The sequence below is a fragment of the Clostridium nigeriense genome, from assembly GCF_900086595.1.
Classification (GTDB): domain Bacteria; phylum Bacillota; class Clostridia; order Clostridiales; family Clostridiaceae; genus Clostridium; species Clostridium nigeriense.
Genome location: NZ_LT575472.1, coordinates 649,025 through 663,396, shown reverse-complemented (window position 1 = coordinate 663,396; position 14,372 = coordinate 649,025). Strand labels below are relative to the sequence as shown.

The 14,372-nt window shown below is 26.8% G+C and carries 13 protein-coding genes and 2 tRNA genes; 2 read left to right on the top strand and 13 right to left on the bottom strand.

Annotated features, from left to right (window positions below; genetic code table 11):
- Positions 1–12 precede the first annotated feature (12 nt).
- From BN6774_RS03555 to BN6774_RS03535, 5 genes are all read right to left on the bottom strand, one after another.
- A complete protein-coding gene (locus BN6774_RS03555; protein ID WP_106404255.1) occupies positions 13–372 on the bottom strand; it encodes an ArsR/SmtB family transcription factor in 360 nt (119 codons plus the stop codon).
- 196 nt (positions 373–568) lie between these two features.
- Positions 569–1,162 (bottom strand): zinc dependent phospholipase C family protein, encoded by a 594-nt coding sequence (locus BN6774_RS03550; protein ID WP_307986756.1) that lies wholly within the window; start codon positions 1,160–1,162, stop codon positions 569–571.
- Positions 1,163–1,303: 141 nt separating this feature from the next.
- On the bottom strand, positions 1,304–2,377 hold the full coding sequence (ytvI, locus tag BN6774_RS03545; RefSeq protein WP_066890107.1) for a sporulation integral membrane protein YtvI: 1,074 nt from the start codon (positions 2,375–2,377) through the stop codon (positions 1,304–1,306).
- A 226-nt stretch (positions 2,378–2,603) separates the two neighbouring features.
- Positions 2,604–2,996, bottom strand: a complete 393-nt coding sequence (locus tag BN6774_RS03540) for a hypothetical protein (RefSeq protein ID WP_066890105.1) — start codon at positions 2,994–2,996, stop codon at positions 2,604–2,606.
- Between the two features lie 194 nt (positions 2,997–3,190).
- A complete protein-coding gene (locus BN6774_RS03535) occupies positions 3,191–4,258 on the bottom strand; it encodes a mannose-1-phosphate guanylyltransferase (RefSeq protein WP_066890103.1) in 1,068 nt (355 codons plus the stop codon).
- 344 nt (positions 4,259–4,602) lie between these two features.
- On the opposite strand from BN6774_RS03535, the gene BN6774_RS03530 reads away from it, so the two are divergent.
- Positions 4,603–7,266, top strand: a complete 2,664-nt coding sequence (locus tag BN6774_RS03530) for a cation-translocating P-type ATPase (RefSeq protein ID WP_066890101.1) — start codon at positions 4,603–4,605, stop codon at positions 7,264–7,266.
- A 259-nt stretch (positions 7,267–7,525) separates the two neighbouring features.
- On the opposite strand, the gene BN6774_RS03525 is transcribed toward BN6774_RS03530, so the two are convergent.
- From BN6774_RS03525 to BN6774_RS03510, 4 genes are all read right to left on the bottom strand, one after another.
- Complete coding sequence (locus BN6774_RS03525; RefSeq protein ID WP_066890099.1) at positions 7,526–8,230, bottom strand: DUF3298 and DUF4163 domain-containing protein; 705 nt, start codon at positions 8,228–8,230, stop codon at positions 7,526–7,528.
- A 333-nt stretch (positions 8,231–8,563) separates the two neighbouring features.
- The gene (gene rluF, locus BN6774_RS03520; RefSeq protein ID WP_066890097.1) at positions 8,564–9,334 is read right to left on the bottom strand and encodes a 23S rRNA pseudouridine(2604) synthase RluF; all 771 of its coding nucleotides are present in this window, start codon (positions 9,332–9,334) and stop codon (positions 8,564–8,566) included.
- Between the two features lie 17 nt (positions 9,335–9,351).
- On the bottom strand, positions 9,352–10,347 hold the full coding sequence (locus BN6774_RS03515; RefSeq protein WP_066890095.1) for an anti-sigma factor domain-containing protein: 996 nt from the start codon (positions 10,345–10,347) through the stop codon (positions 9,352–9,354).
- Between the two features lie 3 nt (positions 10,348–10,350).
- Entirely contained in the window at positions 10,351–10,956 is a 606-nt protein-coding gene (locus BN6774_RS03510) for a class D sortase (protein ID WP_066890093.1), read from the bottom strand.
- 362 nt (positions 10,957–11,318) lie between these two features.
- Here BN6774_RS03510 and ispF point away from each other — a divergent pair, with 362 nt between their 5' ends.
- On the top strand, positions 11,319–11,795 hold the full coding sequence (gene ispF / locus BN6774_RS03500) for a 2-C-methyl-D-erythritol 2,4-cyclodiphosphate synthase (protein WP_066890089.1): 477 nt from the start codon (positions 11,319–11,321) through the stop codon (positions 11,793–11,795).
- A gap of 75 nt (positions 11,796–11,870) precedes the next feature.
- Here ispF and BN6774_RS03495 read toward each other — a convergent pair whose 3' ends face one another.
- The 4 genes from BN6774_RS03495 to BN6774_RS03480 all read right to left on the bottom strand — a co-directional run bounded on the left by BN6774_RS03495 (position 11,871) and on the right by BN6774_RS03480 (position 14,186).
- Complete coding sequence (locus BN6774_RS03495) at positions 11,871–13,148, bottom strand: Na+/H+ antiporter NhaC family protein (protein WP_066890083.1); 1,278 nt, start codon at positions 13,146–13,148, stop codon at positions 11,871–11,873.
- Positions 13,149–13,292: 144 nt separating this feature from the next.
- Positions 13,293–13,368: transfer RNA gene (locus BN6774_RS03490), tRNA-Lys, on the bottom strand.
- A 5-nt stretch (positions 13,369–13,373) separates the two neighbouring features.
- A tRNA-Gly gene (locus BN6774_RS03485) sits at positions 13,374–13,447 on the bottom strand.
- Between the two features lie 64 nt (positions 13,448–13,511).
- Positions 13,512–14,186 carry a hypothetical protein gene (locus BN6774_RS03480; protein WP_066890080.1) on the bottom strand — a complete coding sequence of 225 codons (675 nt, stop codon included), beginning with the start codon at positions 14,184–14,186 and terminating at the stop codon, positions 13,512–13,514.
- Positions 14,187–14,372: the final 186 nt, after the last annotated feature.

Genomic DNA, 14,372 nt, shown 5'->3' with positions numbered 1-14,372 from the left:
CTCACCACTTTCTTATTCTAATATATGCTTAAATCCTTCATCAAATATATGCTTTATATGCTCATCTGCTAATGAGTAATATATTACTTTTCCATCTCTTCTAAACTTAACTAACCTGCTATTTTTTAAAACTCTTAATTGATGAGAAATTGCTGATTGAGTCATATCTAATAGAGCTGCCAAGTCACAAACACATAATTCCTCTTTAAATAAAGCATGTAAAATTTTTATTCTAGTAGAGTCACTAAAAGCCTTAAAAAAGTCAGCTAAATCATATAATATTTCTTCCTCTGGTAAACTTTCTTTTACTTTTTCTACAACATCTTTGTGAATTATGGTACAATTACAACTTTCTATTTTATTATCACCCATAATTTCTCCTCCATTCATTTTATCATATGAATAATTGTTCATATGTTCTTTTGATATTATTATATGCTTGGCTTTCTACTTTTGTCAATAATATTTAATAATATATTTAATATTATTAGGAGTTTTTTTTATTGATTTTATTCATAAAATTTAGTTCTATAAAAGTAAAAAGATGCTATCTTAGAGATAGCATCTTTTAAATAACTAATGCAATATGATTTTTTAACTTTTGATTTATTATAACTTCTTCTAAAATCATATTTATTACTGTATTACATATATGACTTGCATATTCTAAGTCTTTTTCATAAGCAACTCTTCCGTCATATTCTTTTTGTAATTTAATTATATACAATTTTATATCTTGAGAAGTTAATACAGTATTTATATCTTTTCTAGCTGTATAAAATTTAGAAAACTTATTTAAGTCATTTTCATATAAAACATGATCCTTAACAGCTCCTGGACTTTTAAATTCCCATCTTTGATAATGTGGTACACAGAAATAATCACATAAAAAATGACATATTACTCCTAGTTCTTGATTAAACTTATTTATTGTATATCTTTTATAAATATCATCTAAAGACAATGAAGATAAAAATTTTATCTTATTAACTATCATGTCAAAACTTTCATCTATATAATGTTTTTTAAATTTATATTTTGATGCTGAGTCTGGCTTTAGATTTCCCCATATAAAATGTCCATCATTTATTAGAAAGACTTTATCATCATCAATATTACTAATAAAGAAATTTGCTAAAGCCTTGTGAGTATTCATCATCATAGATTTTCACCTCACTTTTTTATAATCTAATGATAATACTTTATTTCTAAAAAAACAAACTTATATCTTTCATTATTTTCCTTATTAAACTAATTAAACTTAATATTAATCTTAGTTGTTTTTTATGGAAATAATATAAAATTATTTAAATATTTTAATTTTTCCACTATCATTCAAATTTTTTAATATTATAACTATAATTGGTAATACAAATAATCCTAAGAATCCAAATAATTTAACTCCAATAAACATACAAATTAACATTATTAATGGATGCAATCCTATTTGCTCTCCAACTATCTTAGGTTCAAGAATATTTCTAACAACTGTGATAAATACATAAATTATTGTTAGGCCTATGGCTAAAGGGACATTTCCCTTAAATAATTCTATAAATATCCAAGGTATTACTATACCACCAGTTCCCAGTACAGGTAATATATCAACACAAGCAATTATTAATGCTACAGATACTGCATTTTCTATTTTTAATATAGATAAACCTATTGATAACTCTACAAATGTTATAGTTATTAAAATTGAATATGCCTTTGCAAGTCTAAATAATGTTCCTACAATATAATTTTTAACATCAAAAATTATACTACTTGATTTATTTGAAAATTGCCTAGTTATAAAGCTTGTAATATTAATATAATCCATTGCAAAGAAAAAGGAAGATATAATAGTAAATATTACAATTACAAAGAAACTTGGCACTACAGATACTGTAGATGAAATAAATGATACTACTCCAGAAGATATACTAGATATAATTGTTCCTAATGATTCCATTAAAGAAGAAATCATCTCTCTAATAGCATCCATTAGTGTAGGATCTAATTTAATTAATATATCTTCAATATTACTAGAAAGTTCAATAAGAATTGGCTCTATACTATTAACATATATGCTAGGTAACCTTGTAAAGACATCCTTTAATGCAATAGATAGTTTAACTATAAGTAATGTAAATAGAGCTCCAACAGTGGCATAGAATATTAAAACTGTTAATCCAGCTACAATCTTTCTATTAATTTTAAGTTTTTTAGTAATTATGTTTATTAATGGCTTTAGCATAAATGCTATTCCAAAACCTATTACAAAAGGTAAAAACCATCCTAAAGCATACTTAATAGTTACGTATATTATTGCTGTGATTATTAGCACATATATTGTACTTATTATAAATTCTCTTTTTTTCTCAACATTCATTGCCTATCTCCTTGATTTTTTATTTGATTATACACCAAAAATTAATAATTTAAAATTTATAATTAAAATATTAATTTAATATTCAGAATTTAATTCAAAAATAAAATAAAAACCTCATGATTTCCTAAGGAATAAAAAAATAAATTTGTACGTAATTAATATTAATATCAAATCACATACAAATTTAAATTAGTTTAATATTCATTAAGATAATTTTCCTATTTAATCAATCCCAGTCCATCATCATAAAGCTATCAAATTTTTCATAATTACAAGATGGACAATTGCTATTTAATAATTCTTCCATTGTAATTGCTTTATAGAATCCTTCACAAACATGACATTTATGTTCTAAAGTAAAGGATTTATTTTCATCATATTTAATTTCAACATAATTAATTGTAGATAAATCACCACATTTATTGCATTTACCATAAGAGTTACGATGTTTTATTTCTTTTGTAGTACCTTTGTTTAATATATACTCTATAAATTCATTATCCTTCTTATTTAGACTTTTTCTAAAGTCTTCAAATTCTTTAGTTCGACTACCCAATCCTTCGAATAATGTAGCACTAAAGCCGCATTTCCTACATTGAATGCTAATTCCTTTACCCAAATGCTCTTCCCCCTTTAATACTCATACTACTATATGTATATTTTATCATAACTTATATAGAATATGTTTACATAAAAAAATTCATATATATAAACTTAAAAACTCATAAAATTAAATTAAGGTTATAACTTAAACTTACGTTTAAATTATAACCTTAATTTTTACAAATCATCTCTTATCACAGATAATTTAATTTACATAAAATCTCTATACTTACCTTCATCAATTATATCATTTAATAAGTGCTTAATTTCTTGCTCCTTATTTTTATCCATAATCAATATAACGTCTCCAGCATCTACAACTATTAAGTCTTTTAATCCAAAGCCTATAATTAAATTTTTTTCTCCAAAAACTGCACAGTTTTCACTATCTTGAAGATATACATTATCACTTGCTTTATTATTCTTTTCTTCTCCTAAATATCTACTTAAAGCTGAAAAACTACCTATATCATCCCAAATGAAATCACTTTTAATAACATAGGCTTTTCTTGTTTTTTGCATAACACCAAAATCTATAGATATTCCATCTATTAATGAATATTGTTCATTAATAACTTCTTCTTCATCCTCTTCTCCTATATGCTTATAAATTTCCATTAAGGATTTATATAGCTTTGGAAGATATTTTTCTATTTCTCTTAGTATTACATCTGCTCTAAATATAAACATTCCAGAGTTCCACAAATAACTTCCTTTTAAAAGAAAATCCTTTGCTACCTCTAAGTTAGGTTTTTCTGTAAATCTTGCTACCTTATACGTAGGTATATCAGATTGAAGTCTTTGTCCCATCTCAATATACCCATAACCAGTTTCTGCTCTTGTAGGGGTTATTCCTAGAGTTACTATGCCTCTTCTTTTATTCGCAATCTCTACAGCCTGAGATAATGTTTCAATATACACCTTTTCATTTTCTATATGGTGGTCAGAAGGTAAAACAACCATAATAGCATCGTTATCTTTTTTTAATAATTTAACAGCTGATAAACCAATACATGTTGCAGTTTCCTTATTCTTTGGCTCTGTGAAAATATTGCCTGAATTAATGTTTCCTAGTTCTACCTTTACTTTATCCTCATACTCTTTGTTAGTAACTATATAAATATTTTCTTTATTAATTAATGGTGATACTCTATCTACTGTATTTTGTAGAAAACTTTTGTTATTAATTACTTTTAAAAATTGTTTAGGCCTTGCGGATCTAGATAAAGGATAAAGTCTAGTACCTTTTCCTCCTGCTAATATTAGCCCGTATATCAATAATTTTCAACTCCATGTAAATACTATGTTATATATTATGCGGTGTATTATTTTTTGTGAAATTTTAGAAAATACAAATATTATATATTGACATTTTTTTTAATTCATCATAGAATTAAAATATAAACTAAATATTCCATTAAGAGGGAGTAGTAAAAAATATAACGTCAACATTCGCGGCCTTTAGGTCTGGTGTTATATACCAATTTGGTTACGAGACTTTTAATACAGTTTTTATATTCATATAAAAATTGTATTAAGAGTCTCTCTTTTTTTATGAAACTCTTATTAAAGACTCATGGATTTATAAAAAATTTTATTATTAAAGTTTGGAGGAATCATTAATGAAAAATTATTTTTCAAAACCTTATGAAGAAGTATTAAAAGAATTTAATGTTTCTAAAGATGGTTTATCGGACAAGCAACTAAGTGAAAATCTTGAAAAGTTCGGTCTTAACCAACTAACTGAAAAAAAGAAACAAACTGTTCTTCAAGTATTCTTAAGTCAATTTAAAGATTTATTAGTATTAATTTTAATTGCAGCAGCAATTATCTCTGCAATAACTGGTAGCTTAGAAAGTACTTTAGTTATTTTTGCTGTAATTATTCTTAATGCTATATTAGGAACAGTACAACATTTTAAAGCTGAACAGTCCTTAGATAGTTTAAAAGCTTTATCAGCTCCTAGTGCTAAAGTATATAGAAATGGTAAGAAGGTTGAAATTCCTTCTAAGGAAATAGTTCCTGGAGACATTTTAATATTAGAGGCTGGGGATATGATTTCTGCTGATGGTAGAATAATTGAAAACTTCTCACTTCAAGTTAATGAAAGTTCTCTAACTGGTGAGTCAGAAAGTGTAAATAAATTTGTTGATACTATTGAAAAAGAAGAGATTGCTTTAGGTGATCAAAAAAATATGGTATTCTCAGGATCCCTTGTTACTTATGGTAGAGCATTAGTAGTAGTTACTGGAACTGGTATGAATACTGAGATTGGTAAAATTGCTAACTTAATGGAAGAAACTCAAGAAAAGCAAACACCTCTTCAAGTTAGCTTAGATGATTTTAGTAAAAAACTTGCCTTTGGTATCTTAGCTGTTTGTGTATTAGTTTTTGGCCTTAGTCTTTATAGAGGAACTACTATACTAGACTCTCTTATGTTTGCTGTTGCCTTAGCTGTTGCTGCTATTCCAGAAGCTTTAAGCTCAATAGTAACAATTGTACTAGCTCTTGGAACACAAAAAATGGCTAAAGAAAATGCTATAGTAAAGAAGCTTAGAGCTGTTGAAGGTTTAGGTTCAGTTTCAGTTATTTGTTCAGACAAGACTGGAACATTAACTCAAAATAAAATGACTGTTAAAAAAGTATTTTTAGATAATAAATTAATTGATGGTGAAGATTTAGATATTAAAGATGAACTTTCAAATTATTTAGTTTCTAGTTCCATATTATGTAATGACTCAACATCAAAAGATGGCGTTGAAATAGGTGACCCAACTGAAGTTGCATTAGTTAACTTAGGACATAAATTATCATTAGATGAAGCTGAAATAAGAAAAAATTACGCTAGATTAGAAGAAATACCTTTTGACTCTGATAGAAAGCTTATGAGTACACTTCATCATTTTGACGATAAATATTTAATTTTTACTAAGGGTGCTTTTGATGTGCTTTTAGATAGAATTGTAAAAATAAAAACTTCTTCAGGGGTTAGGGATATAACTTATGAAGATAAGCAAAATATAATAAATGCTAATAAACAATTATCTCAAAGTGGTTTAAGAGTTTTAGCCTTTGCATACAAGGAAGTTCCTTGTGCAAGTTGCTTATCCCTTGAAGATGAAAATAATTATACCTTCATTGGACTTATATCTATGATAGATCCTCCAAGAGAAGAATCTGCTGCAGCTGTTAGAGATTGTATAACTGCCGGTATTAAACCTGTTATGATTACTGGTGATCATAAGATCACTGCTTCTGCAATTGCAAAGCAAATTGGTATCTTAAGAGATGGAGATAGAGCTATCGAAGGTATTGAGTTAGATAAGATGACAGATGAAGAATTAAAAGAAAACATAGAGCATATTTCAGTTTATGCAAGAGTTTCTCCAGAACATAAAATAAGAATAGTTAGAGCTTTCCAAGAAAACAATGAAATTGTAGCTATGACTGGTGATGGTGTTAATGATGCTCCTGCATTAAAACAAGCTGATATTGGTATTGCAATGGGAATTACAGGAACAGAAGTTTCAAAAGATGCTGCATCTGTAATATTAACAGATGATAACTTTGCAACTATAGTTAAATCTGTTGCTAATGGAAGAAATATTTATAAGAATATTAAAAATTCTATTAAGTTTTTATTATCAGGTAATACTTCTGGTATATTATCAGTACTATATACTTCAATAATGGCTCTACCAATGCCATTCCATGCAGTACATTTACTATTTATAAATCTTCTAACAGATAGCTTACCTGCTATTGCAATAGGTATGGAACAATCAAAAAAAGATTTATTAAAAGATAAACCAAGATCAAGAAATTCTTCAATTTTATCTAAAGATTTTGTATATGAAATACTTCTTGAAGGTTTAGTTATTTCTATATTTACTTTAGCAGCTTTCTATGTGGGTTTAAAGACTGATAGTAATGTTGCTTCAACTATGGCATTTTCAACACTTTGCTTAGCAAGATTATTCCATGGATTCAACTGTAGAGGAGATAAATCTATATTCTCTATAGGATTATTCTCCAATAGATATAGTTGGATGGCCTTTGGTGTAGGATTATTACTATTAAATTCAGTTTTATTTGTACCATTTTTACAAAGATTATTTGAAGTTGCTCCATTAACAGGCTCACAAATAGGTTATATTTACTTATTTGCCTTTATTCCAACTTTAATAATCCAAGTAGTTAAAGTTATAAGAGACCTTTATAACAGAAATAAACCTTCTAAAGAAAATATTACTGAAGAAAAAGAAAATATTAGCCAAGTGGCGTAAAAAAAGGCACTAAGTGCCTTTTTTAAATGTAGAATTTAAAATTAAAAATGTATAATTAAGGATGTAATTTGTTCCAAATTACTCAAATTAAATTTAATAAGAAACTTTTGATAACTCAAGAGTTTCTTATTTTTATAATTTCCGCTCTTCACTTTGGAAGTGTTAAAATATCATAGCAAAGTGACTTGAGGCTTGCTACGTCCTGGATATGATATTTTAATACTTTTTATTGTTTTCTAATTGTGATTTTAATTATTTATTAACTTTGTTTCAATAAATTAGTATTTATCTTATAATCAATTTCAAACTCTGGCATTCCTGTAACATATGGAGCTATTTCATAATAAGGAAAATGTATTATTATTTTTTCATTATTTATATAGAAGCCTTGATCATCCTTAATTCCGTTAAATCCTTCTTTTCCTGTAAAGTAATATTCAGGATGCTTATTAATTTCTTTATAAATTTCATTATTTATAAAAGTCTTATAATCATATCCTTCCTGAAATAAATCCTTTAACATTACCTTATCTCCAGTATTAATATTAATGTTATACATATTTCTAGTTGTTATTCCATGAGCTCCACCACTAAATTGATAATAATCTATGTAAAAACTCAATATTTCTTTATCATTAGTTAATACATATCTTGATTGCATTTCATAAGGAATAGTAGGCTTTAATTCATTACTTGTATCTTTTGTATCCTTTATCCAATTATTAGCCCAACTTAAAATTTCATTATTTATATTATTTTCTTTTTCTTTGTTTATTAGTCCCACAATTTGAGGAATTTCTACATCGATATTTATAAAGTTAGTCTTTTCTTTTATAACTTTATCCACAAGAATTGGGTTTTCGACATTAATTTTATTAATATATATCAACATAGCATGTGGATAACTACTGAATATATTTATTGTTATAAAGGTAATTATAAGTATTTTATAGATTCTCTTCATATGATTTTCTCCTATATACACATAATATTTTTGAAAATTATTATTTTTATTAATTTTTACATTATTATATTATCTGCAATATGTTGATAATTATTAACATAGCTTTCAACACTCTTTACACAACTTATCCACATGGTCTTGTGGATTATGTGCGTAAAGTCATATTTTATTTTTACATTTTTATATTTAGATTTTATTCTTGTCCATAAACCTTTATATAATGCTACTTTAAAGCCTGTGGATAACTTTTTTGATAATGAAAAAAATAGTCCATATATTACATTCTTTTATAATATACAGACTATTTCTAGTTATTTTATCATAATAATCTTATTATTCATCAACTTCTTTTGTTTTTCCTGAAGTGCTTATTAATGAATTTAATTTTTTTAATTCATCATCCGTTAGATTTCTCCAACTACCAATTTTTAAATTACCTAGCTTTATATTCATTATTCTAATTCTATTTAGCTTTACTACACTATATCCTAAGGCTTCACACATTCTTCTTATTTGTCTATTCATTCCTTGTGTTAATATAATTCTAAAAGTTCTTTCATTTATCTTATTAACAATACACTTCTTAGTTATAGTACCTAAAATCTTAACACCATTTGACATATCTTTAATAAACTTATTGTTTATAGGTTTATCAACAGTTACTATATATTCTTTTTCGTGATTATTACCAGCTCTTAGAATTTTATTAACTATATCTCCATCGTTAGTTAATAAAATTAATCCTTGAGAGTCCTTATCTAATCTTCCAATTGGAAATATTCTTTTTTCATGATTTACAAAATCAACTATATTACCTTTAACTTTTTTTTCAGTAGTACAAGTTATTCCAACTGGTTTATTTAAAGCAATATACACTAATTCCTCTACTTTTTTAATAGGTTTTCCATCTACCTTTACATTTGCACTTTCTTTAACCTTAGTTCCCATAACTGCTTTTATTCCATCTACAGTTACTCTCCCACTTTCTATAAGCTTATCAGCTTCTCTTCTTGAGCAAAAACCTGTTTCACTTATAAATTTATTTAATCTTATTTCAGGACCTCTTTCTTTATGTACTATTACGTATTTATTATCTTGATTCATATTACCACCTTTTATTTTTAAGGACTTACTTTATGTTCATCTCCAGAATTATTTAATTTAACCTTTAACTCTTTTTCTTCAATAAATTTTTCTGTTTTTTCTAATGCATTGTACTTTAATGGCTTTCCTGTTATAGTTATTAAAAATCCCTCATCAGGTATCATTTCATTATCAATGGCATAATTTAAAATTTCTTTAATTGAAGTATCTATTTCAGAATTATTTATATTTAATACCTCTAACATCTTATTTCCCTTTTCAGTTTGGGTATAGGCATCTATTATTTTATCAAATTTATTAACTTCTAAAGTAATTGCTGACGTTGTCTCTATAACAATAGTTTTATCTATTAATTTATATTGAACTAACCCTATTATAAGGACAGCTACTATTATAGTAAGAAAAATTGATATTTGTAATTTATACTTCTTTAATTTAAAGCTTTCTTTGCCAATATAGTCTTCTCCTACCTTATTATCTTTTCCAGCTTTAACTTTTATAAACTCTCCTTTTGAAGTTAAGATTATAGCAGAATTTATTCCTTTAGAAAGTATTATTCCTCTATGTTCTTCATCTCTTTTTACTTGCATAATTTCTTCTGAACCTAAAATATTAATAGCCTCTTCTATTTGTATATATTCTTGTAAATACTTGTAGTTTGGATTAGATAGTATTACTACATACGTTATTATATGTTCCTTCCACTCTTGATAAAACTCTTTATCTATAGGTGTTCTTTTCAATAACCTATTTATTGGAAACTTCTTTGTAGAGTTTAAGTAATCAAATAATTCAACCTCTTCTATTATAAAGTAAGCTATATTTAATATTTTATTTCTAAGAATATATGATGTTTCTTCATGAATTAAATCTTTAATTAATATTTTATAATTTAATAAGTCCTCTTTTAATCTTTCTATTTCTTCTTCTCTCTTTTCAATTATATCATCTAAAGCTAAATTAGCCGGAGACTTCATTGAAAACTTATATTTATCATATTCAAAGCTACCCATTCATTATTCTCCTCCAGTTTGTAAATCCTTAGTTTCAACTAATCTTCCTTTTACTATAACTCTTTCCTTAGCACCTACTGTGCAAGTTACCAATGTCATTGTTGCATCTTCTGTATTATCTAATACATCTACTCTATCAGGTGATACTATATAATTTTCTGTAACCTCATAAACATAATCTTTCTTATTAGCCTTTACATTCACCTTATCACCAATTTCAACCTTATATAAATTTACAAATGCTTCAGAGTAATCTGAAACTCTATGTCCTGCTACAGCAAAATTTCCTTTTTCACCTGGCTTGGCTGAGTTTTCAAAATGTCCTAAATAATATTGTAAAACATCATCACTAATTCCCTCAACTAATCCTTGGGATAAATTTATACTTGGGATTTCAATTAAAGCAATAGGCTTATATCCATTTATTAACTTTTCTTCCTCTTCTTTAGATAATTCCTTTGGATCTTCATTAATAACTTGCTCTAATATATTTTGAAGTTCCTTTTGTCTTTTTGATGTCTCTATTTTTTTATAAACAATTGATACTATTATAGCCAGTCCCACAATTATTAAAATCAATCCTATTAGCCTTCTAAGCTTTTCTTTCAATATTCTCAACTCCCAATAAACTTTTATAATGATTCATCATATATTATAACATAAACATTTATAATCATTAATGCTTTAGGAGTAACTTATGAATAGAAAAATTATTTATGTTGATTTTATTTTTAAACGAAAGAGGATCACTTCTAAACCTTTACTTTTTATTTACCAAATTAAAATAAACATTAAAGATTTTATTAACAAATTATTTAGTAAAAATATTAATAAAAAAGCTCATTCTTCAAATTCTTCTAATCTTTATTATTTCAAAAAAGTACTATAACTTATAAATTTCATTATTATTCCTTGAAATAATAATTTTATATGGGTAAAATAATCCTATAATTAATCTTGGAGGAATAAAAATGAGAATAGGTTTAGGATATGATGTACATCGTCTAGTAGAAGGAAGAGACCTTATCATAGGTGGAGTTAATATTCCATATGAAAAAGGACTTCTTGGGCATTCAGATGCAGATGTTTTGCTTCATGCAATTATAGACTCTCTACTTGGAGCTTCAGCCCTTGGAGATATAGGAACTCTCTTCCCTGACACTGATATGAAATTTAAAGGTATATCCAGCATAAAGCTTCTTGAAGAAGTAGGGAAATTATTAACTGAGCATAGATTTTCAATTAATAATATAGATTCTACTATAATTGCTCAAAAGCCAAAGATGTCTCCCTTTATAATGGAAATGCGTGATAACATAGCAAAAGCTCTAAAAATTGATGTAACTAAAGTTAATGTAAAAGCAACCACAGAAGAAGGGCTAGGCTTCACAGGAACAGGGGAAGGTATTTCTTCTCAAAGCATATGCCTACTTACAATAAAAAATTAAGAATTAAAAAAAGACCTTGCTTTTTATGGCAAGGCCTTTTTTTCTTGGTTATATATTTTAATTTTACAACAGCCTTTATTTATTTCTCCAGTGAATATATATTGCTATTATAGCACAAATCCCCATAAGATATGGATAAAATAAAAATTTCATTATTCCAAAAGGAGATATAGCGGCTAGTCCTGCTGCTGATATTAACTGAGCTCCATAAGGTATTATCCCTTGAAAAACACAGGAAAACATATCTAAAATACCCGCAACCCTTTTTGGTTCTAATTCAAATTTATCTGAAATATCTTTTGCAATAGGTCCTACGGTTACTATTGCAACGGTGTTATTTGCAGTGCATATATCTACTAAACTAACCAAAGTAGCAATACCATATTCCGCTCCTCTTTTACTTTTAAAATTTTTAATTCCTTTATTTAGTATAAAATCTATTCCACCATTAAATTTAATTATTTCTATAGTTCCAGCAATAAGTAATGATATTATTATCAGTTCACTCATTCCACCTATTCCAGTAGAAATAGAATTAAAGAAACCTAATATATTAAAACTTCCAAATAAAAAACCTATTAGTCCTGAAGATAAAATTCCAAGTAATAGAACAATTATAACATTTACTCCAAGTAAAGCAGTAGCTATTACTATTATGTATGGTAAAATTTTAAATAAGTTAAAATCCAACGTACCTAAGCTAACTACAGCACTATTCCTAGATAAAAGCATAAATATTAGTGTTGTAATTATTGCTGCTGGTAACACTATAATAAAGTTCATCTTAAATTTATCCTTCATTTCACATCCTTGAGTTCTTGTTGCTGCAATTGTAGTATCAGATATAATTGAAAGATTATCACCAAACATAGAACCACTTACAACAGCCCCAACAGCCAAAGCTGTATCCACTCCTATTTTAGATGCAATACCAACAGCTATTGGTATAAGAGCAACTATAGTTCCCATAGAAGTTCCTATAGATAATGCTATAAAACAAGATATAATAAACATTCCAGGTATCAAAAGGCTACTCGGAAGTAACGAAAGTCCTAAATTTACTGTTGAATCCACAGCCCCCATATCCTTAGCAACCTGTGCAAAAGCCCCTGCTAATATAAATATGAGTACCATTAATAAAATATTAGTATTTCCTGCACCTTTACAAAAAATTTCTATTTTATTTTCAAACTTTTCTTTTCTATTCATTATTAACGCTGTTAATGCTGCTGCTAAAAAGGGTACTATAACAGATACAGCATAAAAATCTTTTGCTAATATAGATGTTCCTAAATAAACTACTAAAAATACCCCTAAAGGAATTAAAGCAAGTCCATTACCTTTGTTATTCAAAATATGTCTCTCCTTTGATTACTAATAAACTTCAAAGCTAAAAGAAAAAAGTATAAATAATTAATAATAAGGGTAATTTTTTTACACTTTTCTATACATTTACGTTAAAAAAATAAGAGAGATTAAAAAATAATCCCTCTTGTTTGGTGCGTTATCAGGGGATCGAACCCGGGACACCCTGATTAAGAGTCAGGTGCTCTACCAACTGAGCTAATAACGCATATTTGGAGCGGGTGATGAGAATCGAACTCACGTAACTTGCTTGGAAGGCAAGGGCTCTACCATTGAGCTACACCCGCGTAGCTTATTGACAATAACATTATATATTCCACTAACTATTACTGTCAATAATAAGTTTTACATTTATATTATTTCTGTGAGTGATTTCAGTAAAATATCTCTAAATTTCTCTCCATCTCTTTTATTTGTATGAGCTTTTTCACAAATACTTTTCCACTCAACTATATTAATTCCCGTTCTTTCAATAAAATCTTCCTCAGTTGTAGTTATATAGCTTGAACTAATAACAAACTCACCTAAATCCTTTGGATCATCAAAAATTTTTAAGTATAAAAACTCTTTATTATCTCCATACCAAGTTCTGTTAAAGTCTCTTGAAAATCTTTTTAATTCTCTTATTAATTTATCTTTAGGTAAGTTCCAATAGCTTTTCACCATGTTTAAATGTCGTTTCATATTTTCCGCTTCTTCTTTAGATATCTTTTTGTTTTTCTCTCCATCAGAAATTATTCTTTCAACAGGAACATTAGGTACACTTACAACTAATCTTTCTTTTCCATAAATCCATTTATAAAACGCTTCTTGCAAAAATGAATATTGAATATATCCTAACAGGCTTCTTTCGTTGGGAAAGTAAGACCATATATTATTAAGTCCATTATTTTTACAGAATACTAAACTATGGATGTATATGCTCTTTTTATCAGGCAATCTATCCATAAACATATGACCTCTTATAGTTTTATTTTCATTAATTAGTTCCTCCCAATAATCAAAGGAATCATAATTATGCCTCACCGTATCACCTTTCTTTCAGTTCCGTAATAAAATATACTATACATATATTATATAGTATATTTTACCCTATTTTCAAGTATTTTTACAGAAAACAAAGTAACTTTAAACACTTTTAAACTAAAATTTTAATATTATAAAAACTTAACTATGTAGATTATTGATAAAAAAATATATATAATATATTTA